The sequence below is a fragment of the Bradyrhizobium cedriense genome, assembly GCF_054602315.1.
This window is the reverse complement of sequence record NZ_JBTSWB010000015.1, coordinates 30815-53345: the sequence shown is the minus strand read 5'-3', so window position 1 is coordinate 53345 and position 22531 is coordinate 30815. Positions and strand designations below refer to the sequence as shown.

Annotated in this window: 18 protein-coding genes and 2 pseudogenes; 9 read left to right on the top strand and 11 right to left on the bottom strand. The window is 65.2% G+C overall.

All coding sequences use genetic code 11. The features are described 5' to 3' along the window. Positions 1–8: 8 nt before the first annotated feature. Positions 9–107: pseudogene (locus ACYCVF_RS36335) on the bottom strand (response regulator); the annotation flags it as partial. Positions 108–374: 267 nt separating this feature from the next. Here ACYCVF_RS36335 and araD point away from each other — a divergent pair. Continuing rightward, positions 375–2114, top strand: coding sequence for an L-arabinonate dehydratase (gene araD / locus ACYCVF_RS36330; protein WP_459604884.1), 1740 nt, complete (start codon positions 375–377; stop codon positions 2112–2114). Between the two features lie 110 nt (positions 2115–2224). Continuing rightward, positions 2225–2944, top strand: a complete 720-nt coding sequence (locus ACYCVF_RS36325) for a ribonuclease activity regulator RraA (RefSeq protein ID WP_459604883.1) — start codon at positions 2225–2227, stop codon at positions 2942–2944. Positions 2945–3205: 261 nt separating this feature from the next. Here ACYCVF_RS36325 and ACYCVF_RS36320 read toward each other — a convergent pair whose 3' ends face one another. Then, positions 3206–5305, bottom strand: a complete 2100-nt coding sequence (locus ACYCVF_RS36320) for a S9 family peptidase (RefSeq protein WP_459604882.1) — start codon at positions 5303–5305, stop codon at positions 3206–3208. A 249-nt stretch (positions 5306–5554) separates the two neighbouring features. On the opposite strand from ACYCVF_RS36320, the gene ACYCVF_RS36315 reads away from it, so the two are divergent. Together ACYCVF_RS36315 and ACYCVF_RS36310 are read left to right on the top strand one after the other, a co-directional pair. Further along, positions 5555–6991 carry an MBOAT family O-acyltransferase gene (locus ACYCVF_RS36315; protein ID WP_459604881.1) on the top strand — a complete coding sequence of 479 codons (1437 nt, stop codon included), beginning with the start codon at positions 5555–5557 and terminating at the stop codon, positions 6989–6991. Beyond that, positions 6991–8103 carry a hypothetical protein gene (locus tag ACYCVF_RS36310; RefSeq protein WP_459604879.1) on the top strand — a complete coding sequence of 371 codons (1113 nt, stop codon included), beginning with the start codon at positions 6991–6993 and terminating at the stop codon, positions 8101–8103. The genes ACYCVF_RS36315 and ACYCVF_RS36310 overlap by 1 nt, the downstream gene beginning before the upstream one ends. Positions 8104–8185: 82 nt before the next feature. Here ACYCVF_RS36310 and ACYCVF_RS36305 read toward each other — a convergent pair whose 3' ends face one another. From ACYCVF_RS36305 to ACYCVF_RS36295, 3 genes are all read right to left on the bottom strand, one after another. Continuing rightward, complete coding sequence (locus ACYCVF_RS36305; protein ID WP_459604878.1) at positions 8186–9373, bottom strand: pyridoxal-phosphate-dependent aminotransferase family protein; 1188 nt, start codon at positions 9371–9373, stop codon at positions 8186–8188. A gap of 107 nt (positions 9374–9480) precedes the next feature. Further along, a complete protein-coding gene (locus ACYCVF_RS36300) occupies positions 9481–10206 on the bottom strand; it encodes a thermonuclease family protein (protein WP_459604877.1) in 726 nt (241 codons plus the stop codon). 158 nt (positions 10207–10364) lie between these two features. Next, on the bottom strand, positions 10365–12095 hold the full coding sequence (locus ACYCVF_RS36295) for a hypothetical protein (RefSeq protein ID WP_459604876.1): 1731 nt from the start codon (positions 12093–12095) through the stop codon (positions 10365–10367). A gap of 417 nt (positions 12096–12512) precedes the next feature. Here ACYCVF_RS36295 and ACYCVF_RS36290 point away from each other — a divergent pair, with 417 nt between their 5' ends. Next, entirely contained in the window at positions 12513–13361 is an 849-nt protein-coding gene (locus ACYCVF_RS36290; protein ID WP_459604875.1) for a caspase family protein, read from the top strand. A 166-nt stretch (positions 13362–13527) separates the two neighbouring features. On the opposite strand, the gene ACYCVF_RS36285 is transcribed toward ACYCVF_RS36290, so the two are convergent. Beyond that, positions 13528–14421, bottom strand: a complete 894-nt coding sequence (locus tag ACYCVF_RS36285) for an efflux RND transporter periplasmic adaptor subunit (protein ID WP_459604874.1) — start codon at positions 14419–14421, stop codon at positions 13528–13530. A gap of 287 nt (positions 14422–14708) precedes the next feature. On the opposite strand from ACYCVF_RS36285, the gene ACYCVF_RS36280 reads away from it, so the two are divergent. After that, entirely contained in the window at positions 14709–15320 is a 612-nt protein-coding gene (locus ACYCVF_RS36280; RefSeq protein WP_459604873.1) for a PAS domain-containing protein, read from the top strand. Positions 15321–15323: 3 nt separating this feature from the next. On the opposite strand, the gene ACYCVF_RS36275 is transcribed toward ACYCVF_RS36280, so the two are convergent. Both ACYCVF_RS36275 and ACYCVF_RS36270 read right to left on the bottom strand, forming a co-directional pair. Further along, a complete protein-coding gene (locus tag ACYCVF_RS36275; protein ID WP_459604871.1) occupies positions 15324–15449 on the bottom strand; it encodes a hypothetical protein in 126 nt (41 codons plus the stop codon). Between the two features lie 114 nt (positions 15450–15563). Continuing rightward, positions 15564–15767: pseudogene (locus tag ACYCVF_RS36270) on the bottom strand (beta-propeller fold lactonase family protein); the annotation flags it as partial. A gap of 213 nt (positions 15768–15980) precedes the next feature. Here ACYCVF_RS36270 and ACYCVF_RS36265 point away from each other — a divergent pair. Next, positions 15981–16157 (top strand): hypothetical protein, encoded by a 177-nt coding sequence (locus ACYCVF_RS36265; RefSeq protein WP_459604870.1) that lies wholly within the window; start codon positions 15981–15983, stop codon positions 16155–16157. 93 nt (positions 16158–16250) lie between these two features. Beyond that, a complete protein-coding gene (locus ACYCVF_RS36260; RefSeq protein ID WP_283807823.1) occupies positions 16251–16373 on the top strand; it encodes a hypothetical protein in 123 nt (40 codons plus the stop codon). Between the two features lie 111 nt (positions 16374–16484). Here ACYCVF_RS36260 and ACYCVF_RS36255 read toward each other — a convergent pair whose 3' ends face one another. Next, complete coding sequence (locus ACYCVF_RS36255) at positions 16485–17531, bottom strand: GlxA family transcriptional regulator (RefSeq protein WP_459604869.1); 1047 nt, start codon at positions 17529–17531, stop codon at positions 16485–16487. 136 nt (positions 17532–17667) lie between these two features. On the opposite strand from ACYCVF_RS36255, the gene ACYCVF_RS36250 reads away from it, so the two are divergent. Continuing rightward, a complete protein-coding gene (locus tag ACYCVF_RS36250) occupies positions 17668–18714 on the top strand; it encodes a class I SAM-dependent methyltransferase (protein ID WP_459604868.1) in 1047 nt (348 codons plus the stop codon). Between the two features lie 225 nt (positions 18715–18939). Here ACYCVF_RS36250 and ACYCVF_RS36245 read toward each other — a convergent pair whose 3' ends face one another. Both ACYCVF_RS36245 and ACYCVF_RS36240 read right to left on the bottom strand, forming a co-directional pair. Next, positions 18940–21600 carry a bifunctional diguanylate cyclase/phosphodiesterase gene (locus ACYCVF_RS36245; protein WP_459604867.1) on the bottom strand — a complete coding sequence of 887 codons (2661 nt, stop codon included), beginning with the start codon at positions 21598–21600 and terminating at the stop codon, positions 18940–18942. 134 nt (positions 21601–21734) lie between these two features. Then, on the bottom strand, positions 21735–22427 hold the full coding sequence (locus ACYCVF_RS36240; RefSeq protein ID WP_459604866.1) for a hypothetical protein: 693 nt from the start codon (positions 22425–22427) through the stop codon (positions 21735–21737). Positions 22428–22531 lie beyond the last annotated feature (104 nt).

Here is a 22531-nt window from a genome sequence, read left to right as displayed (position 1 = left end):
CATCTGCAGCCATCGCCGGCGACCGTCACGTGATGACCAGCCCGTTTCAGCAGCCGGATGGTGATCTGTACGGCCGGATCGTCATCCACGATCAGGATGTTGGCCACGCCTGAAATCCTCCAGGTCGGTGGGGGAGAGTCCCAGCGACCACAATCAAAGGCATCAAAAACATGGAATTCTTGCGCAGATTCTGGTCGGCCGGCAAGCACTTCGGAGCCCCTCCGGCCTGATGCCGCCGATTTATTGCGCCGCATTGTCCCTATGCCTGCCTGGGTGCATAGCAGAGGCCCGCCTTCGGCTAGCGCACCGCCTTGCCGGCGGTGGACAGCGTGTGAGAAGAGCAGGGCGTACTCTTGGGACGGACGAGGAATGAAATGACCAAAAAGAGGAAAACGCCCGACCAGCTCCGCAGCGCGCGCTGGTTCGCGCCCGACGATCTCCGTTCGTTCGGCCACCGCTCCCGCGCCATGCAGATGGGTTATGCCCCGGAGGAGTGGAAGGACCGCCCGATCATCGCGGTCCTCAACACCTGGTCGGACGCGCAGCCCTGCCACATGCACTTCAAGTCGCGGGTCGACGACGTCAAGCGCGGTATCCTGATGGCTGGCGGCCTGCCGCTGGAGCTGCCGGCGCTGTCGCTGTCGGAATCGCTGCTCAAGCCCACCACCATGCTCTACCGCAATCTGCTGGCGATGGACGCCGAGGAGCTGTTGCGCAGCCATCCCGTCGACGGCGTGGTGCTGATGGGCGGCTGTGACAAGACCACGCCGGCACTGCTCCTGGGGGCGACCTCGATGAATATCCCGGCGATCTATCTGCCGGCAGGCCCCATGCTGCGCGGCAACTGGAAAGGCAAGACGCTCGGCTCGGGCTCGGACGGCTGGAAGTATTGGGACGAGCGGCGCGCCGGCAAGATCTCCGACAAGGACTGGCTCGACATCGAGGCCGGCATCGCCCGCAGCTACGGCACCTGCATGACCATGGGCACGGCCTCGACCATGACCGCGATTGCCGAGGCGATCGGCATGACGCTGCCGGGCGCCTCCTCGATTCCCGCAGCCGACGCCAACCACATCCGCATGGCCTCCGAATGCGGCCGCCGCATCGTCGAAATGGTGTGGGAGGACCTGACGCCGAAGGTGATCCAGACCCGCAAGGCCTTCGAGAACGCGATTGCGGTCGCGATGGCAATGGGCTGCTCGACCAACGCGATCATCCATCTAATCGCACAGGCCCGCCGCGCCGGCCAGGACATCGGGCTCGACGATTTCGAGATCGCAAGCCGCAAGGTGCCGGTGATCGCCAACGTCCGCCCGAGCGGCGATGCCTATCTGATGGAGGATTTCTTCTATGCCGGCGGGCTGCCGGCCTTGATGGGCCAGATCAAGCCGCATCTGCATCTCGACTGCATCACCGTCACCGGAAAGACGCTGGGCGAGAACATCGAGGGCGCCGAGGTCCACAATGCCGACGTGATCCGCTCCATCGACAATCCCATCTACGAGGAGGGCGCGCTCGCCGTGCTCAAGGGCAATCTCGCCCCCGACGGCTGCGTCATCAAGCCCTCCGCCTGCGCGCCGCGCTTCCTCAAGCACACCGGGCCTGCGCTGGTGTTCGACGACTATCCCTCGATGAAGAAGGCGGTCGACGATCCCAACCTCGACGTCACCGAGGATCACATCCTGATCCTGCGCAATGCGGGGCCGCAGGGCGGACCGGGTATGCCGGAATGGGGCATGCTGCCGATCCCGACAAAACTCGTGAAGCAGGGCGTGCGCGACATGGTGCGCATCTCGGATGCGCGCATGAGCGGCACCAGCTACGGCGCCTGCATTTTGCACGTCTCACCCGAATCCTACATCGGCGGTCCACTGGCGCTGGTGCAGAACGGCGACCGCATCACGCTCGACGTCGCCGCGCGCACGATCGATCTCGACGTCCCCGAAGCCGAGCTCGCCAGGCGCCGCGCCGCCTGGCGACAGCCCGAGCGCCGCTTCGAGCGCGGCTATGGCTGGATGTTCACCAGGCACATCAAGCAGGCGAATGACGGCTGCGACTTCGACTTCCTCGAGACCGATTTCGGCGCGCCGACCGGCGAGCCGTCGATTTACTGACGTCGTTCCGGGGCGCGAAGTGAACCCGGAACCCATTTCACCGCCGTACGTGCGGCCCGATGGATTCCGGGTTCGCGCTGCGCGCGCCCGGAATGACGAGAGAGAACCTGATGACCAAACTCAGTGACGCCACCCGCAACAAGCTCAAATCCGTCTCCACCGCCACGGTCGCCACCGCCCTGTTCAAGCGCGGCCTGCGCATCCAGATGATCCAGGATGTGCATCCCTTAAATCCCGATCAGCCGACCATGGTCGGCGAGGCCTTCACGCTGCGCTACATGCCGGCGCGCGAGGATCTCAACACGATCGAGGTCTTCAAGGACCGTTCGCATCCGCAGCGCAAGGCCGTGGAAGATTGCCCTCCGGGCGCTGTGCTGGTGATGGACAGCCGCAAGGACGCGCGCGCGGCCTCGGCCGGTGCGATCCTGGTGACGCGATTGATGAAGCGCGGCGTCGCCGGCGTCGTTACCGACGGCGGCTTTCGCGATTCCGCCGAGATCGCCAAGCTCGGCATTCCCGCCTATCACCATCGCCCCAGCGCACCGACCAACCTGACGCTGCACCAGGCGATCGAGATCAACGTCCCGATCGGCTGCGGCGATGCGCCGGTGTTTCCCGGCGATGTCATCCTCGGTGATGCCGACGGCGTCATCGTCATCCCAGCGCATCTCGCGGACGACATCGCCAACGAAGCCTTCGAGATGACTGCGTTCGAGGATTTCGTCACCGAGGAAGTCGGCAAGGGCCGCGGCATCTTCGGCCTCTATCCCGCCACCGATCCGCAGACGCTCACCGATTTCGCGGTATGGCGCAAGAAGAACGGGAGGTAGTCTCTTCTCCTCCCCCCGCTTGCGGCAGGGCTATCGCATATAGGCGATCTCGCTTGTGGCCATCCTTCGAGACGCCCGCCGTTGGCGGGCCCTCAGGATGAGGACCGAGGTCGTGGCGACCGTTTCAACGAGCACAGATGCTGTTTAGCCTCATCCTGAGGAGACCGCGCAGCGGTCGTCTCGAAGGACGAGGCGTGCGCACCGGCGGCCGCTACAAGTCATATGCGATCGCCCTGCCACTTGCGGGGAGAGGGAGAAGAGTTAAGCCTCCGCCATTCCGGCCGCCCACAGCGCGAAGGCATAGACGATTGCGACCTCATCGAGCCGGTCGAACCGTCCCGACGCACCGCCGTGGCCGGCGCCCATGTTGGTGCGGAGCAGGACCGGGCCGCCGCCGCTCATGGTGGCGCGCAGGCGCGCAATCCATTTGGCGGGCTCCCAATAGGTGACGCGCGGATCGGTCAGCCCGCCCATTGCCAGGATCGCCGGATAGTCCTTCGCGGCGACGTTGTCGTAGGGCGAGTAGGCCAGGATCGTTCGAAAATCCTTCTCGCTCTCGATCGGGTTGCCCCATTCCGGCCATTCCGGCGGCGTCAGCGGCAGGGTGTCGTCGAGCATGGTGTTGAGCACGTCGACGAACGGCACTTCGGCGACGATGCCGGCGAGCAATTCGCCGGCGCGGTTGGCGACCGCGCCCATCAGCATGCCGCCGGCCGAGCCGCCATGGCCAATGATGCGCTTGGCGCTGGTGTACTTCGCATCGATCAAAGCGCGTGCGCTGGCGGCGAAATCGTCGAAGGAATTCGTCTTCTTCTCGCGCTTGCCGTCGAGATACCAGCCCCATCCCTTGTCGGCGCCGCCGCGGATATGGGCGATGGCATAGACGAAGCCGCGATCGACCAGCGACAGGCGATTGGCGTTGAAGGAGGCCGGCATCGCCATGCCGTAGGAGCCGTAGCCGTAGAGCAGCAGCGGCGCCGCGCCGTCGAGCTTTAGCCCGCGGCGATGCAGGATCGAGACCGGCACCTCGGTGCCGTCATGCGCCTTGGCCATGATGCGCGTGGTGACGTAATCGGCGGCATCGTGGCCGGAGGGAATCTCCTGGCGCTTGCGCAGGGTGCGCGTGCGATTGACCATGTCGTAGTCATAGACTTCCGACGGTGTCGTCATCGACGAATAAGCAAAGCGCAGATTCGTCGTCTCGAACTCGTAGGAACCCATCGTATCGAGCGAATAGGCCGCTTCGTCAAACGCGATCGCGTGCTCTTCCTTCGTCGCGAGATCGCGGATCACGATCGACGGCAGCGCATTGGCGCGCTCCAGCCGCACCAGATGGCCGGCATAGAGATCGAGATCGATGATGTAGATGCCGGGACGATAGGGGATCAGGTCGCGCCAGTTCTTGCGCTCGGGCGAGCCGAGCGGCGCGGTGACGATCTTGAAGTCGATGGCGTCGTCGGCATTGGTGAGGATGAACAGCTCGTCGCCGCGATCGGCGAGCGAATATTGCACGCCCTCCTCGCGCGCCGCGACCAGGCGCGGCGGCACTTCGGGGTTGGCGAGATCGATCAGCCGCTGCTCGCTCGTCTCGTGGTCGCCGCCCGCGATCACGCAGAAGCGGCCGCTGGTGCTCTCTTGCAGATGGGTGAACCAGCCGGCGTCCTGTTCTTCATAGACCAGCATGTCGTCAGCCTGCTTGGTGCCGAGCCTGTGCCGCCACACCTGCATCGGCCGGTGGTTGTCGTCGAGCTTCACATAGAAGAAGCTCTTGCAGTCCGCGGCCCAGACCACGCCGCCGTCGGTCTCCTCGACGACGTCGTCGAGATCCGTCCCGGTCGTCCAGTCGCGGACACGGATGGAAAAATATTCCGAGCCCTTGGTGTCGGCGCTCCAGGCCTGCAGCTTGTGATCGTAAGAGTGCCGGCTGCCGCCGAACTTGAAATATTTGTGGTTCTTTGCGAGCGCGTCGCCGTCGAGCACGATCTGTCCCTCGCCGCCCTCGCGTGGCATGCGGCCGAACAGCTCGTGCTGCCCGCCCTCGCGAAACCTGCGGAAATAGGCGAAGGGACCGTCGGGAGACGGCACGCTGGAATCGTCCTCCTTGATCCGTCCACGCATCTCGCGCACCAGCGTCTTCTGCAGGCTAGCTGTGTGGCCGAGCAGGCTCTCGGTGTAGACGTTCTCCTCGTCCAGATATTTGCGGATATCAGGATCGAGCACCTTGGGATCGCGCAGCACCTCCTGCCATTTCTCGTCCTTCAGCCAGGCATAGTCGTCGGTCACGGTGATGCCGTGCCGCGTGAAGGAATGCGGCCGGCGCGGGGCGACGGGCGGCTGGGAAGGCGTCTTGGCTTGGGTCACTCGGTCCTCGTTGCGTTTCACCGGAAACTCACTCGTCATGCGCGGGCTTGACCCGCGCATCCATCACAGAAATGTCGTGAGCGATGAATTGCCGGGTCAAGTCCGGCAATGACGGCGATAGGGCGGCAGCTCGCGCATCATATGGCGACGAGCGCTCGAATTGCCAGCGCCGCCGCGCCGAGCGTGCCGGGTTGTTGACCGGCCCCTTGTATGCTTTAGGGACGATATCCCCGCCGCCGGTCCAGCCAGATGCTGTTCAATTCCTATCCATTCATCCTGCTGTTCCTGCCGGTGGTGCTGGCCGGTTATTTCTGGCTCGGCCAGCGCAGCAATCTCACCCCGGTGATCTGGCTGGCGCTGGCCTCGCTCGCCTTTTACGCCATCGGCAGCTGGCAATTCCTGCCCCTGCTGTTGATCTCGATCGTCTTCAACTACGGCGTCGGCCATCTCCTCATCGTGGCGGAGCTTGCTCCGTCGCAACGAAAGGCGGCGCTCGCCTTTGGCGTCGCCGGCGATCTCCTCGTGCTCGGCATCTTCAAATATGCCGGCTTTCTCGCCGAGAACGTCAATGCGCTTGCTGGCACGCATCTTGCGGTCCACATCCTGCTGCCGGTCGGGGTCTCCTTCTACACCTTCACCCAGATCGCGTTCCTGGTCGATGCTTACCGCGGCCAGGTCGCGGCCTACGCGTTGCCGCACTACGCGCTGTTCGTGACCTACTTTCCGCACCTGATCGCGGGGCCGATCCTTCACCACAAGGACATGATCCCGCAATTCGGGCACGCGGAAGCGAAGCGCCCGGACCCGCATCTCATGCTGTGCGGTGTGATCATCTTCGCCATCGGCCTGTTCAAGAAGACGTGCCTTGCCGACGGCATCCAGCCGCTGGTCGCGCTCGCCTTCGAGGCGCGCTCGCCGAGCTTCGACCAGGCCTGGTCTGGTGCGCTCGCCTACACGTTCCAGCTCTACTTCGACTTCTCCGGCTATTCCGACATGGCGATCGGCATATCGCTGATGTTCGGCATCTTCCTGCCGGTCAATTTCAACTCGCCCTACAAGGCGACCAGCATCGTCGAGTTCTGGCGCCGCTGGCACATGACGCTGTCGCAATTCCTGCGCGACTATCTCTACATCCCTCTCGGGGGCAATCGCCGCGGCCGGGTGCTGCGCTACGTCAACCTGATGATCACGATGCTGCTCGGCGGGCTCTGGCATGGCGCGGCCTGGACGTTCGTTGTGTGGGGCGCGCTGCACGGCGCCTATCTCTGTGTCAACCACGCCTTCAATGCGCTGGCGCCGAACATCCCCGCGATCGTCAGGCGCCCGGTCCGCATCGCCGGCGCCGTGCTGACGTTCCTCGCCGTCGTCGTCGCCTGGGTGTTCTTCCGCGCCGAGAGCGTCGCGTGGGCGCTGCGGGTGCTCCACGCCATGGCCGATCCCTCGAATATCGTCCTTGGCCGCGAGGAGATAGCGGCGCTGGTGCTGGTCGCGATCTATGCGGCGCTGGTCTGGCTGGCGCCGAACACGCAGGCGGTCATGGGATACGACCACGGCGACCGCCGGGTCGGCGAGAATTTGCGGGCAGGGCGCATGCGACCGCTGTTCCTCTATGGCGCATCGCTGGTGCTCGCGCTCGGCATTCTGGGCATCCAGAGCCACAGCGAATTCATCTATTTCCGGTTCTGATGCGGGCCACGTTCACCAGTCTATGGCGTCTTCTGCTTGCGAGCATCGCTTGCGTGCTGGCCGCGGCCCTGCTCACCTTCGTGGTCGATCCCCTGCAATTGTTCCGCCCCTCGCGCCTCGTCACGGCCTTCTATTCCGAGGACACGCGCGTGCAGAATGCCGGGCTGATCCGCAGCCAGTCGTTCGACACCGTGTTCATGGGCACCTCGCTCGCGATCCATTTCCGCCAGAACGACATCGACCGCGCCCTCGGTGTGCATTCGCTCAAGCTGGCGATGACAGGCTCCAATTCGCGCCAGCAGGCCTTCGTGCTGGAGCAGGCGCTCGACCGCGGCGCAAGACGGGTGATCTGGGAGATGGACGACTTCATCTTCGTCGATGCCGCGGACATCGAGACGGATCCCTATCTCTCCGTCGACCTTTATCGCGGAACGGCCAAGGGCATCGCGTCCTATTTGTTCAGCGCGGCGATGGCGAAGGAGTCCTTGTTCGCGCTGATGCGGTCAGTCCCGCCGCTGGGGGAGCCGCTGACCCGGGTGGCGCCGTTTCTCCCGGTCAAGTTCGCGCTGTCAGATGTCGATGACATCTACGCGCTGCCGCGGAACTTCGATGTCGCGCGCGGCTACAACGCGACGAGGACGCTCGCGGCCTTCGCCCACATCACCGATCCTCTGCGCAGCCGCTTCCTCGGCGAAGGCTATCACTACGATGCGATGGTCAGGCATTTCGAGCACGATGCCGTCGGCCTGATCGCGCGCCATCCCGACGTGACATTCGACGTCTACTTCCCGCCTTATTCGATCCTGCAATTCGTCGCGATGCGCGATGCCTCGCCCGGGACGCTGAAGATCGTCACCGATCTCACCGCGCATGCAGCGCGGCGCCTGACGCAGCTTCCCAACGTGCGGCTCCATGATTTCCGCGCGATCAAGGCGGTCACGCACGATCTCAGTAACTACGGCGACGTCATCCACCATTCGCCGGTGGTCGACGCGATGGTGCTCAAGTGGCTGGCGAGCGGTGCGTACCGGGTGGATTCGAAGAAGCCGACCGCATCGCTGGATGAGCTGAAGGCACAGGTCGAGATATATCGGGTGCCGGGGCTGCCGTAGCCCGCACGAGCGAAGCGACATGCGGGACCTCGCATAAGAGTCCCGGGTGTCGCTTCGCTCACCCGGGCTACAAGATTGCAGCCTACGCCGCCACCTCTTCACCCAGATACGCGACTGCCGCTTCCAGTCCGCCCTTGCCGTGCGGGATCTTCAGCGCGTTCAGGGCGATCTCGACCACTCCGAGCGTGCCGAGCAGCATCGGCGCATTGACGTGGCCCATATGGGCGATGCGGAAGGCCTGCCCGGAGAGGTCGCCGATGCCGGTGCCGAGCACGACGCCGCACTTCTCCTTGCAATAGCGCTGCAGCACGGCCGGGTCGTGGCCGTTGCTCATGGTCACCGTGGTCACGGTGTTGGAGCGCTCGCTCGCTTCGGCAACGTTGAAGCCGAGCACCTGGCCCTCCGACCATACGGCGACTGCCCGGCGCGCGGCTTCGCCGAGCAGGCTGTGGCGGCGGAAGGCGTTCTCCAGGCCTTCCTCATGCAAGAGGTCGATCGCCCGGCGCAGCGCGAACAACAGATGCACCGGCGCGGTGCCGGCATATTTGCGATAATTCTCGGTGCCCTCGCGCTCGCTCCAACTCCAATAGGGCGTCGTCATGTTGGCCTTCTTGTGTACCTCGAGCGCGCGCGCATTGGCGGCGACGAAGCCGAGGCCGGGCGGCGTCATCAGGCCCTTCTGCGAGCCGGACATCGCGACATCGATGCCCCATTTGTCCATCTCGAAGGGCATGCAGCCGAGCGAGGCGACGGTGTCGACCATGTACAGCGCGGGATGGCCGCTCGCCTTGATCGCCTTGCCGATGGCCTCGATGTCGTTCTGCACGCCCGAGGCGGTGTCGACCTGGACCACGACGACCGCCTTGATCGTGTGCTCCTTGTCGCGGCGCAGGCGCTCCTCGACCTCGTGCGGCCGCACCGCGCGACGCCAGTCGCCCTTGAGCACCTCGACCTCGGCGCCCATCAGGGCCGCCGCATTGCCCCAGCCGATCGCAAAGCGCCCGCTCTCCAGCACCAGCACCTTGTCGCCGCGCGACAGGACGTTGCTCAGCGCCGCTTCCCAGGCGCCGTGACCGTTGGCGATGTAGATGTAGGACTTGCCCTTTGTCGCAAACAGCTTCGAGATGTCGCCGAGCAGGCTCTCGGTCAGATCGAGCATCTCCTTGGAGTAGATGTCGATCGCCGGACGATGCATCGCCCGCAGCACTTCGTCGGGCATCGTGGTGGGCCCGGGGATGGCCAGAAATTCCCGGCCCGCGCGAACGGTCATTGCTGTTGGTCCTTGTTGCTCGAGGACGGATCGGTGGGTTGTTGAATTACACTCTTACGCGCCGCCGATCGCCAAGAAAAGCACCCAAAATGCAGGCCAGGGCTGGGTTATCGCTTCGTCTCGCGACAGCCTGCTGCCTCCGCCTCCTCGACCGAGCAGAACCAGCGGGTGCCCTTGCTGATCTTCATCTTGATCTGGGTGTACCAGCGGCTGGTCGGCTGGTGATAGATGCACTCCCCGGCGCTGTTCACGTTGCCCTTGATGGTGCAGTCCGGCGAGGGCGCGACCGGCCCCGAGGCCGAGGCGAGCAGAACCGCATGCGCCCCGTCGGGCGGTTTGGTGGCGCCCAGAATGGCCGTCTTCTTGTTGCGCTCGCGCCAGTCCCAGGGTGCGATGAAGGCGCCCTGCCACATCCCGGCCTTGGCCTCGCGCGCGGCCTTTTCATCCGCCTCATAGTCGTGCGACATGCGCATATAGGCCAGCGCCCAGCCGCTGCGCACCAGCCACTTCTGGATGTCCTCACCACCGACCTCGCAGCGCGCCACGGTGCGGCCGCGCCGGTCGACAGACCTCGTGTGGCAGACCCAGCTCTTGCCGTCGGTATGTTTGGCGAGCTCATCGCGCGCCGCGACGCCGCACGTCCAGCGCTCGGCCTTGGTGTTGAGGCAGAGCTGATCGACCGCGGGCGCGTCGATGCCGCCGAGCCTGATGCGCGTGTTGCCGATCACGACGGCATCGCCGGCGCGGACCTTGGCCATGCCGCTGATCTCGGCGGCGTCGGCCAGCGCCGGCAGCGCAAGGAAAGACAGTGCAATCAGGATTCTTCGCAGCATGTCGGTCCGGTTGCTCAGGACGATCTCGATAAGCTGCGCGATTGTGGTCGGCTTTTGGTCGCCCGGCCACCATATGCCTAACGACTGAGCTTTCAACTTCCTGTCATCGAAGCGGGCGAGTTGCGAATAGGGGCTGGCGAACGGGGGTGCGACGAGCTCTATTCGCCGTTCACCATTCGCCTCCGCGCCACCGCCAGCCCCATCAGCACGAAGGCCGAGGTCACCTCGGGACCGCCGACCAGAATCCGCGTCGGCGTCTTCATCTTGTTCCATTCATAGGCGCGGAACGGGCCGCGGCGGCCGCCTTCCCCCAGGCTTGCGATGATGACGTTCAAGGCCGGCGCGAAGGCGCGCGGGTCGGCGCCGAGATGGCCGAGCGCGATCAGCGCCAGCGCGGCGTCGAACACGTTCATCTCGGCAGCCATCAACTCGCCCTTGACGTAGGACAGCACGCGATGGCGGATGAAATCGAAATCGCCGTCGGGGTCGATCGCGGCCTGCGCCGCCAGCGGCAGTGCCAGGAAGGCGGCATAGCAGCGGCCGAAATAGGCGCTGTAGAGCTCCGGCAGGTAATAGATGTGCGAGCGCGGATTGGCGAAGGCGCCGCTGGCGGCCAGACGCTTCTGGAAGCCGATGATGCGATGCACGGTGGCAAGCCGCGCCGGCGTCTCCAGAACCTTCCAGCGCGCAAGATTGCGAAAACTGACCTCGAGGATGTCGAGATTGAGCGTCGGATCGAGATCGTTGCCGTAAGGGCGCTCGCCCGCGAGGTTGTCGATCCATGTCGCAACCCCGCCCTCATAGTCGATATTGTCATTGAGCGGCACGGTCACGCGCGGCGCGTTGACTCCGGCGCGCACCTGATAGCCCGAGTAGAAATCCAGCAAGGGCTGGTCGATGATCGGATCGGTGCAGCCGGCCTGCGTTGCGGCGGAGATCGAGCACGCCGTGGTGTCGCAATCCGGCACGTAGATGCCGAAGCCGAGATCCTGCTTGATCTGGGCGAAGTAGCGGGAGAAGCGCGGGTGCGGCGCCGGCGCGAGCGCGGTGATGACGTTGAAGCGCACGCCGTCGATGCCTTCGACCTCTTCGCGGCTGATGTTGACGCAGAAATCCACCATGTCGGCGATCGCGCGCTCCGCCGCGGACTTGTCGGCCGGCGAGGCGAGCCCGGTCTCGACATAGCTCAGCAGCGCCTCGATGAAGAACGCATCGTAATAGGCCGAGCGGTGGCGGATCTGCACCGGCTCCCACATTGGCTCCGCGATGCCTTTCCAGGGCGGATTGACCACGTCGCGCGCGGGCGAGCGCGCGATGAAGACGCGGGCGAGGTTGAACAGCAGTGAGGAATTCTTGTAGCCGCGCGCGTTCAGCCCCGTGAGCGCCGTGATCAGCTCTGGTCCACGGAAATCGGGATCGCCGATCAGGTTGAAGGCGGCATAGGTCGGCAGGAAACCGTTCTTGCGATACGAGCCGAGCAGGTGCTGGGCACAGTCGCGGATCACGCCGTCGATCTGCGCGCTCTGCGGCATGGCGGCGATGAACGGCGCCGGCGGCGGCCTGGGGTGGTCAAGCGCGATGCTGTCGACGAGATCGGCGATCGGTCGCCCGATCGCCGCCCAGTCGGGCTCGACCTTGTCCCGGGCGTGGACGAGTGCCTCGCGCAGCCGGCTCAGCCTCGCCTCGTCGTGCAGCTCGGGCAGGCCGGCGCGGCGGAGCAGTATCCGCAGCGCGGGATTGCCGAGTGCAGTCTTGTAGAATTTGGCCAGATGCAGATCGCCGCTGGCCGCCTCAGACAATACGGGATCGCAGAGGTCGTAAAGCGAGGGGCCGTCCTTCCGCGCCGTCAGCGCCCGGCAGGCGGCGCCGGCAAAATATTGAAAGCTCATGAAATACCTGGTCGCGGGGCCTTGGTCGGGGACGGCCGGCGCGCTCCCACCTGCGCGCCACCCCTGCAAGTCGTTGAAAAACTACCTGGATTCGCAGGAAATACAATGTGATGAACGTCACGGAAATATCAGGCACGAGGGTTGCATTATCGGCCCCCGGAAGGCTACGGGGAAGCCAAAAATGCGGAAGCTCGGGTCTGGAAATTAACTAGTACAATCAGTTGCTTAGTTCAAATTTTGAGCAATCTATTGCCCCAGGGCCTATATGCGGTTAAGGGTTTGTTTGGTGCGGCGCCGCAAATTGCGCGCAATTCGGGGGCACATCCCCGGCCAATCCCTCAAACCTAAAGACGCTATCGCGCTACTCAAACAGTGTGCGCGTGCTTGGCTGGTCTTTGGCACAGGAAACGAACCGAGATGAATCTAAAGCAGCTCGACCTTTCCAGACGCACGATCGCCCTCGCCGCAGCCCTCATCGGCACGGTGTCGCTGGTGATCGGCGCCCATGCTGCTCTCAACATGCGCGCGATCGACGCCGCCAAGGCCGTCTCGACCGACCAGATCACCGGTTCGATCGGCCAGACCTCGCGCCTGGCGCTGGTCATCGGCAACGGGCATTATCCCGACGCCAGTGCGCCCCTGACGCAGTCGATCAACGATGCCCGGGCGCTGTCCTCGTCGCTGCGCAAGAACGGCTTTGACGTCGATATGGTCGAAGACGCGACCAAGGACGACATGGTCCGCGCCGTCAATCGCCTGAAGTCCCGGATCAAGCCCGACAGCGTCGTGATGCTGTTCTTCGGCGGCTACGGCGTGCAGGCCGGCCGCGAGAGCTACATGCTGCCGATCGATGCCGTGATCTGGAAGGAAAGCGACGTCCGCCGCCATGGCGTCTCCATCGACGGCGTGATCGAGATGATGAAGGAGCAGGGCGCCAAGGCCAAGCTCGTCGTGGTCGACGCCTCCCGCCGTAACCCTTACGAGCGCCGCTTCCGCTCCTACAGCCACGGCCTCGCGCCGATCAGCGCGTCGGACAACGCGCTGATCCTCACCTCCGCCTCGCCCGGCAAGGTCGTCGACGACGGTAGAGGCGAGCACAGCGTGCTCGTCAGCGAGTTCCTCAACAACCTCGGCAAGCAGGGCAGCGCCGAGAGCGTCTTCAACAAGACCCGCCTCGCCATCTCCCGCGCCAGCGAAGGCGACCAGGTCCCGACGGTTTCCTCCTCGCTGCTCGAGGACGTCCAGTTCGGCGAAGCCGGCGGCTAGGCTTTAATCTTAGGTCTTGCGAAGTCTCGTGCCCCGGACGCAGCGCATCATGCAATGATGCGACGTTGAGCCGGAGCCCCAGTTCTCCTGGGGCTGTCACTTCGCGAAGAGATGGTCGCGGCTTTGCGCTGCAGCGCGTCCGGGACACGAGCCAATTTTTCAAGATCTACTTCGCCGCTTCCGCGCTCGCCATCACCGGACGCACCGGATCGCCTTCGCGCAGCAGTGCGCCGGCGCGGGCGACGACGACGTCGCCTTCGTTGAGGCCGTCGCGGACCTCGATATTGCCGCCCGACATCAGGCCGGTCTCGACCCGCTTGGTCTCGACGCGGTTGCGCCGGATCACCTGCACGACGGTGCCCGCGGATGAATACTGCACGGCGGTCAGCGGCACCGCGACGTTGCAGCTCTGCCCGGTCTTGATCAGCGCGCGCCCGCTCGCGTTCAGGAGCAGCCGCTTCTGCGAAGAGATGCCGATATAGACCATCCCCTGCTGGATGTTCGGCTCGACGGTCGGGCCGATGCGGCGCACCTTGCCGCCGATGTCGTCGCCGCTTGCGACCCGCACGGTCGCTTGCTGATTGACCGCGACCTTGCGCATGTCGCTGGTGGCGACGAGACCGACGAGATCGTATTCGCTGCGTGCCACGATCGTGAACAGCGCCTCGCCCTTGGCCGATGCGAAGTTGCCGATCTGCGCGGTCGAAGTCGCGATCACGCCCGCCACGGGTGCCGTCACCTGAAGCGTGCCGCCTTCGGGCAGCGCCAGCCGCGCCAGCACCTGGCCTGCGGTGATGGTATCGCCTGCTTCCGCCAGCACGTCCGTGACCTTCAGGCCGGGACGCTCGGGCCGCACCGAGGTTTCCTCGCGCGCGATGATCGTGCCGGTCGCCTCGACGATGTCGGAGAAGCAGGATTTCGCGACCTTCAGCACGGTAACCGCCGGCCCCTTGGGCGCCTCGTCATCGGCGGCTCCGGCCGGATAAGGGCTGAAGACGAGCAGGCCGGCAACGGCTGCGGGACACAAGTTTCGAACGACGGCAGGGGGTAAATGACGCATCGGAAATTCCACAGGGGCTATGCCTCCAATCGATAGCAGATGGCTGCCGCCCGCACTACGGCCGCGTAGCCCCGGAACAGGATGCCGCGCCGCCGCAGGCGGTCGCGGCAAGTCCTTGATTAGTCGCGGGATTGGAGAACAGGTTCGCTCCCCTGGGCCTGCTCGCTGTGGCGCCTGGGCCTCGGGTGCGGCCGATTACGGTCTTCTCATCTGCCAGAGCCGCCTGTATGCACCTAGGATCAGGGAAGATGCGGCGTTGCCGCCGCACAGCTGGCGGTTGAGACGGGATGCAGCAGTTCGTTTGCGAGCAGAATATCGTCCATTTCGAGCGCCTGCTCGATGAAGCGACCGATCCGACGGTCCAGAACACCGTACGCGCGCTGCTGGCAACGGCGAAGCGCCAGTTGGCGTTGCTGAACTCGGCTGCGTCCGGTGCCGATGCGACCCCGCTCGAACGGCGCCGGCGGCAGCATGTCGACGCCGCAACGATCCGGCAGCAATTCCAGCCGGAGTTCGATACCTCGCCGCATCCTTATATGCTGCTGGACCCGGGTCCGGGCCTGTCGATCGTCGACATCAACGACGCCTATGCGGCTGCGACCTTCATCAGCCGGACCGACGTCGTCGGCCGGTCGCTATTCGAGGTATTTCCCGACAATCCCGATGATCCGCTCGCCGATGGCGTCAGCAATCTCTACGGCAGCTTGAGGATCGTCGGCGAGACGGGGCGCGCCCACGCCATGGCGATCCAGCGCTACGACATCCGGAATCCCGGCGGCTCCTTCGTGGAGCGTCATTGGCAGCCGATCAATTCGCCGATCCACGACGCGAGCGGCCAACTGGTCTTCCTGCTGCACCATGTCGAGGACGTCACGGCACAGGTCGCGGCGCTGCGTTAACCGTCAGCCGCGGCGGTCGCCCAGCAGCTTGCCGGTGGCCCGTTCGATCAGATGAAGCCGGGTGCAGGCCGGACAGGACACGGACACGTGCGTGCGATCGGCCGGCTCGTCGGTAAGCCGATGCTGCACGTTCAAGCCAGTTTGGGGGCATTTGAAGACGATATGTCGATCCATGGCCGGAGATATGCCGCCAAGCCGGGCCTTGCGAAATTACGGATGTTTACGTAGGTCGGCCGCGTCCACTCACGGCAGGCTCACGAGCTCGACCCGGTTCGGCTTCTTGCCTGTAGGGTAGGATTTCAGCCTGGCCAGCGCGCCGCTGCTCTGGTCGATGGCATGGACCGTCATGCCGTCCGAGAGCTCGCCGACCGCGGCGAGGTACCGCCCCGTCGGATCGATGTGGAAGCCGCGCGGCTGCTTCTCGGTCGGCACGCTGCCGATCGCGGTTCACGCGCTGACCGCAATCAGGGCGCACGTCGCGATGGTCCGGACGATGAGTCGTTTTCGCATCAGGCCGGATCCGTCGGTCCGAATTGCGTTGCCTTGGGGGCGCGCCAGCCATCCTGCATTGCAAAGTGCGACGCGCCTGCGAGCCCTTTCACAGGTCGAAAACAGGCCATGTCGTTGCGAACCAATAGCGTGCGAGCGCATTGAACCGGCATGCCCCGTGAAAACGATCTCGAAGGTAAGCCCGACATGGGCGGCAAGCATGGCGGTCAAGCCGGCCAGCCCAAGCCTCCACCGCGCCCGCACGAGGGCGAGCGCGACGGGGACGTCGTGGCAAAGCGCCACACCGGTCAAACCGATCGCGCGCCGCCATCGACCAAACCAAAATAGCGCCTTGCCCCGGGATCAGATTCGCCTTGGGAACCGCAGTCTCGCCTGTGACCTCGTCCCCGGGCGAAGGAAAATCGAAACGGAGGCTGGCTCGTGTTTTGGATCTGTTGGAACACCGCCTGGTCGCTGATCATCAGCGGCATCATGGTCGCCACCATCGTCAGCCACCCCGACGCCGAATTCGCCGAAGTGCGAGCGGCCCGGCGATCGATGTGAGCTTCCCGATCTCGCGGGTTTGTTCGTCCTTTTTTGTGAGGCCTGAGCGGACGAACTGCCGAGAGCAGCCGCGGTCAGGACCGCCTGCAGCCAGCGTGATCCCTGGTGCCGTCAGCCCGCTGCCCGCCGCGGCCTGACCGATGTGGCGGAGGCCGGCGACCGGGATTCCGTGACGTAATCGGGAAGCTGAAACTTGCGCCGGTAATCCTTCGGTGACACACCGGCCTGCTTTCGAAACAAGCGGCGGAAAGACGCCACATCCTCGTAGCCGACCTCGCGGCAGATGTCCTCGATGGCCGTTTCCGTCGTCTCGAGCAGTTGCTTGGCCTCCTCGATGCGCAGCGTCTGCACGTAAGCGAGCGGCGAATAGCCGGTCGCCGCGCGAAAGCGGCGATCGAATGATCGCTTCGGCAATCCGGAGTGATGCACCAGCGCCGCAATGAGATCCTGCCGCTGATAGTTCTGCGCGATGTAGTCCTGACTCTTCCGGATCACGCCGTCGCCGTGATCCACGTTCTGCACCATCGAGGCGAACGGCAATTGGCCTTCGCGATGCCACTGGTAGAGAAAGAGTTTCGAAATACGGATCGCCTCTTCCGTCCCGCCGTATTTCGCGACGATCAGCAGCGCGAGATCCTGCCAGGACGATGCGCCGCCTCCGCAGACGAGATTGTGTCCCGGGCCGTTCTGCACCAGGACGCGCTCCATGCGGAGCTTGATCTTGGGGAAATGCTTTCGAAACACCGGCTCGTAGACCCAGTGTGTGGTTGCCTCGCAGCCGTCGAGCAGGCCGGCCTCGGCGAGCACGAGAGATCCGCCGCAGGATCCGTACATCTGCGCGCCCGCCTCGTGCATCCGCCTGATCCATGCGATGAGCCGGCGATCGAGCACGGCGGTGCCCGTCTCCGCCGTGACGATCACATTGGGCACGAACACGATGTCGGTTGACGCAACGTGATCGACCAGGTCCTGCGGCAGGATGCTGACACCGGTGATCAACTCGATCGGGCCGGGCTCGGCACCCACAAGTCGCGGTTCGAACAGGCCCTCCGGCGTGCCGCCCTTGACGCCGTCCCACACCCGTCCAGCGCCCCACAACGTATCGAATACGCCGTAGATGATGGACGGGTCGCATTCGGCGAACACCGGAATACTCACGCGTACACGTCCACGTGACATTCAGCAGCCTCTGGCTCGATCGGCTCGTTACTGACTATTCTGCCTCTCCATCCGCAAGTCCAGACACCGTATGTCGCACCTCAACGGCGCATCTCCGCGCCTTGAGGAGCCAGACATGAACTTGGATGAGAGAAAGCTCGAGCAGTTGCTTGGACTGGTCGTCAACGAACTCGGGGCCGCCTCCAATGCGGCGCTCGTCGTCCTCGGCGATCGACTGGGACTGTTCCGCGCGCTGGCCGAAGGCCCGATGACGTCAGCCGAACTGGCCAGGCGAACAGGCACTCACGAACGCTACGTTCGCGAATGGCTGTCCTCACAGGCGGCCTCTGGCTTCGTGAGCTACGACGCGACGAACGACGCGTTCCGCATGACACCGGAGCAGAAGGCCGTATTCGCGGATGAAAACAGTCCGGTGGCGATGGTTGGCGGCTTCAGTCTGCTGCCGGCGGTCTACCACGACGAGCCGCGACTGGCCGAGGCGTTCAAGACCGGCAAGGGCCTGCGCTGGAGCGATCACTGCAATTGCATGTCCTGCGGCGTCGATCGCTTCTTCCGGCCAGGCTATCGCGCGCATCTGATCGCCGAGTGGCTGCCTGCGCTGGACGGCGTCGTCGAGAAGCTGGAGCGAGGTGCCAAGGTCGCGGACGTCGGTTGCGGTCACGGCTATTCGACTCGGCTGATGGCCGAAGCATTCCCGAACTCGGATTTCACTGGCATCGACTACGACGAGGCCTCGATCGACTGCGCACGGTCCGAAATCTCCGGCGCGCGCAATCTGCGCTTCGAGGTCGCCAAGGCGCAAGATTTCGCCGGGTCGGGCTTCGATCTCGTGACGATGTTCGACGCGCTGCACGACATGGGCGACCCCGTCGGCGCCGCCCGCCACATTCGTGCTGCGCTGAAGCAGAACGGCACGTTGATGCTGGTGGAGCCGGCGGCGGGGGACAGTCTGGCCGACAATCTCAATCCGGTCGGGCGGGTCTATTATGCGGGCTCCACCCACATCTGTCTTCCGACGTCACTGAGCCAGGACGTCGGTCTGGGACTGGGGGCGCAGGCCGGCGAAAAGCGTATCGCGCAGGTGTTGCGGCAAGGCGGCTTCTCGCAGATCGGCAAGGCCGCCGCCTCGCCCTTCAACATGATCCTGGAGGCGCGGCCATGACGGCCGCGCCCATCCTTGCAAGAGGCGCGTCAGCGCGCTCGCGCTCCAACCGCATGCTGCGGACGCGAGGTGGCCGTGATTGACGTCATCGCTCACCTCCTTCTCGCCCGCGCCTCGCTGGTCGCAGCCCTGTCCCGCCTGTCCTGGCGGCGGGTGGCGGCGCTCGTCGCCGCAGATGGCGCGCGTTCTGGACGGTCACCGCGGGGGCGTGACGATGCCGCCGTGCTAGGCCGCCGCCTGCGCCGCCAAGAGCTGCTTCAATTTCGCCGCGGGCACCGCCGGGCTGAACAGCCAACCCTGCATCTGGCTGCAGCCGAGCTGGCGCAGCACCTCGCGCTGGGCCTCGGTCTCGACGCCTTCGGCCGTCGTCGCCATGCGGCGGGCGGCGGCCATGTGCACCACGGCCTGCACGATCGGGGAGGAATCCTCGGGCTCCCCGATGTCGCTGATGAAGCTGCGGTCGATCTTGATCTTGTCGAAGGGGAAGCGGTGCAGATAGCTCAGCGAGGAGTAGCCGGTGCCGAAATCGTCGAGCGCGATGCGCACGCCGAGCTCGCGCAGCTGCTGGAGGATCGTCAGCGCCTCCTCGTCGTCGCGGATCAGAACGGTCTCGGTGATCTCGAGCTCGAGCCGTCCCGGCGCGAGCCCTGACTGCGCGAGCGCGGCGGCGACCTTGAGCGCCAGCGTGCGCGAGCGGAACTGGACGGGCGAGACGTTGACCGCGATGTGAATCTGGCCGGGCCAGGAGGCGGCCTCGAGGCAGGCCTGCTTCAGCACCCATTCGCCGATCTCGCCGATCAGGCCGGTCTCTTCCGCAACGGGAATGAAGTCCGCGGGCGAGACCATGCCGCGCTCGGGGTGGCGCCAGCGCAGCAGCGCCTCGCAGCCGGTGACGACATTGGCCGCGAGGTCCACCAGCGGCTGGTAGTGCACCTCGAACTCGCCGCGCACGAGCGCGTGGCGCAAATCGAGCTCGAGCTGCCGGCGCTGCCGCGCCTTGGCGTCGTATTCGGGCGCGAAGACGCGGAAGGTGCGGCGCCCTTCCGACTTCGCCGCATACATCGCGAGGTCGGCGCGCTTGAGCAGATCGTCGAGATTGTCGCCGTGATCGGGCGCGATGGCGATGCCGATGCTGGCGTCGGTCGGGACCTCCTGGCCCTTGCAGTTCACCGGCGCGCGCAACGCGCCGAGGATCGTTTCCGCCAGCGCCGTCAGTTCGGCCGGATCGCCGGTGCCGGCCTTCACGATGGCGAATTCGTCGCCGCCGAGCCGCGCGACCATGTCGTTGCCGGTGACGCAGGCGCGCAGGCGGCTCGCCACCTGGCGAAGCAATTCGTCGCCGACCTCGTGGCCCAGCGAATCGTTGACGCCCTTGAACTCGTCGACGTCGATGTAGAGGATCGCGAACGGCTTGCCCTGGCCGAGCTCGGCGACGCGGCGCTCCAGATGCCCGCGCAGCAGCGCGCGGTTGGGAAGGTCGGTCAGCGCGTCGTAATGCGCCATATGGGCGATGCGCTCGTCGGCGCGGATGCGCTCGGTGACGTCGTCATGAGTGGCGAGCCAACCGCCGGCGGCGCCGGGCTGGTTCTTGATCTCGATCAGGCGGCCGTCGGCGGTCTCGACGATGGCGCTCTGGGTACGGCCGACATTGCTCAGGATGCCGTCGCAATAGGCCTCGACGTCGCCCTCGAACGAGCCGGTGTCGTGGCGATGCCGGATCACTTGGCGGAAATGGACGCCGGGCTTCACCACGTCGGTCGACAGCCCGTACATTTCGATGTAGCGCCGGTTGCAGACGATCAGCCGCTCGTCCTGATCGAACATCAACAGGCCCTGCGTCATGGTGTTCATGGCGGTGTCGAGCCGCTGCTTCTCCAGCGAGAGCCGGTGCGTCACCTGGCGGAAGATCAGATAGAGCGTGAGCACCAGCAGGCCGATCGACAGCACGGCCACGGTGACGAAGAATTTCGTCTGCGTGCGCCAGGTCGCCAGCGTCGCATCGAGCGACTTGGTCGCAACCACCACCAGCGGCTCGCCGGCGAGCAGGCGCGAGGCGACGATGCGGTCCTTGCCGTCGATCGGGCTTGCGAGCTGCGTGGTGACGAAGGTGCGCTCGAACACCGCCATCTGCTCCGGCGTGCCCTTGCGGAAGTTCTGCCCGATCATGTCGTCGACGCGCGGAATGCGCGCGAGCATCTGGCCGTTCTGGTGATGCATCGCGATCGAGGAATCCTCGCCGAGCCCGGTCGAGGCAAAGAAGGATTCGAGCTGCTCGGGCGCGATCGCGCGCGAGACCAGCCCGAGGAATTCGCCGTGCGGGCCGGAGACGCGCCGCGCGAACACGATCGCCGGTCCGCTGCCGAGCCGGCCCTGTACGACCTCCACCTCTTCCTGCGCGGCCGGATCGTTCTTGAGGCGATTGAAATAGGCGCGGTCGGCGACCGAGATGTCGGCAACCGGCCAGCGCCGCGACGAGTTGATCAGCACGCCCCTGGAATCGAACAGATTGGCGCCGGCAACGTCGGACCAGCCGCTGGCTTTTGCGCGCATCACCTCGTGCATGGCAAGCGTGCCCATCTCGCTGCGGAACAATTCGGCGGATTCGATGCCGCGGCTTTCGAGCTCGGCGACGATGCTCTTCTGGAGCACCGCGAAATCCTCGAACTGGCGGTCGAAATGCCGGGCCAGCATGCGGACGGAGTTTTCCAGGCTGTCGCGGCCGCTCTCGATGGCATTTTGCCGGAAGCGGTCGACGGTGAGCGCGGTGCCGATGGCGGTTGCGGCCATCAGCACGAAGCCGCCGGCGATCAGCCACGTCAGCGGCGCCCCGCGCCAGCGGCGCAGCAACGCGCGCAGTCGCGCGGTCCATCGGATCGATGTGCCCATCCAGCCCTCCCGTGGGATGCAAGATGCAGCAAAACCGACAAGACCCCGTTACCAGCAAGCGTTAGGAAAGTATGAATCGAGAGGAATCAGGAGGTTGTTCGTCGCGGCCCCGCCTCCTCGGGCGAGGTCAAGACTCATCGCTTGATCTCCCACCGAAGCGCTTCCGCGTTCGCCTTGGCGAACACCGCCGGCACGTCGAAGGTGCCGGTCTCGAGGTCGTAGCGGCAGCGCCAGCCGGCGAGGCCCTTCATCGCCACGCTCTTGGGATGCTTGTCCATTTCGCCCGACAGCGAGATCACGAGGTAGCGGTTCTCGGGCCAGCGAACGCCGAGATTACGATACGCCTCGTCGGTGCCTTTCACGAGATTGGCCGAGATGTGGTCGTCGAGCTTCATCCTCCTCGTGTCCGTGCGGCTGCGAAAATAGGCCCAGGCGAGATCGCTGAGCGGCTTTTGCGTCGCACTGACGAAGGCGCCCTTCTCGGCACGGTAGAGATGGAGGTCCTGGGAGCCGGAGCCGGTCTTCTGCATCCGTACCAGCCATTGCGAGTCGCTGGTGAAGCGGAAGCCGGCCGGATAGTCCCGCTCGGGCTTCAGCTCGGTCATCTCTTCGCCGCGTCGCGCCCAGACCTGCCACTTGATGTCGGAATCCTCGCCCTCCTTCACGTATTGCTCGAGCCTGGTGGCGCCATCGGGCGAGGTGAAGGCGAGATCGGCATCGCCGGAGAGCGTGAAGCCTTGCGGCGGGCGGGAGGCGGCCAAGGCAGGTGAGGCAGCCAGCGTCAGGACGAGCGCCAGCCAGCAGGCGGGACGGTCAATTACGGGCACGAGAAATTCCCTGGAGACATGCCGCGATACGGCCTCGACGATTGGACGCCGGCACGGTTGCGCCGGTTCATCCCGGGCGCGCCGGGATCGCGGCCTATCATCCC

Bases quoted from the DNA above. Each gene is read 5' to 3' on its own strand.
- araD (WP_459604884.1), top strand. From the start codon at position 375: ATGACCAAAAAGAGGAAAACGCCCGACCAGCTCCGCAGCGCGCGCTGG.
- ACYCVF_RS36290 (WP_459604875.1), top strand. From the start codon at position 12,513: ATGAATCTAAAGCAGCTCGACCTTTCCAGACGCACGATCGCCCTCGCC.
- ACYCVF_RS36280 (WP_459604873.1), top strand. From the start codon at position 14,709: ATGCAGCAGTTCGTTTGCGAGCAGAATATCGTCCATTTCGAGCGCCTG.
- ACYCVF_RS36325 (WP_459604883.1), top strand. From the start codon at position 2,225: ATGACCAAACTCAGTGACGCCACCCGCAACAAGCTCAAATCCGTCTCC.
- ACYCVF_RS36315 (WP_459604881.1), top strand. From the start codon at position 5,555: ATGCTGTTCAATTCCTATCCATTCATCCTGCTGTTCCTGCCGGTGGTG.
- ACYCVF_RS36310 (WP_459604879.1), top strand. From the start codon at position 6,991: ATGCGGGCCACGTTCACCAGTCTATGGCGTCTTCTGCTTGCGAGCATC.
- ACYCVF_RS36245 (WP_459604867.1), bottom strand. From the start codon at position 21,600: ATGGGCACATCGATCCGATGGACCGCGCGACTGCGCGCGTTGCTGCGC.
- ACYCVF_RS36305 (WP_459604878.1), bottom strand. From the start codon at position 9,373: ATGACCGTTCGCGCGGGCCGGGAATTTCTGGCCATCCCCGGGCCCACC.
- ACYCVF_RS36295 (WP_459604876.1), bottom strand. From the start codon at position 12,095: ATGAGCTTTCAATATTTTGCCGGCGCCGCCTGCCGGGCGCTGACGGCG.
- ACYCVF_RS36265 (WP_459604870.1), top strand. From the start codon at position 15,981: ATGCCCCGTGAAAACGATCTCGAAGGTAAGCCCGACATGGGCGGCAAG.
- ACYCVF_RS36300 (WP_459604877.1), bottom strand. From the start codon at position 10,206: ATGCTGCGAAGAATCCTGATTGCACTGTCTTTCCTTGCGCTGCCGGCG.
- ACYCVF_RS36285 (WP_459604874.1), bottom strand. From the start codon at position 14,421: ATGCGTCATTTACCCCCTGCCGTCGTTCGAAACTTGTGTCCCGCAGCC.
- ACYCVF_RS36250 (WP_459604868.1), top strand. From the start codon at position 17,668: ATGAACTTGGATGAGAGAAAGCTCGAGCAGTTGCTTGGACTGGTCGTC.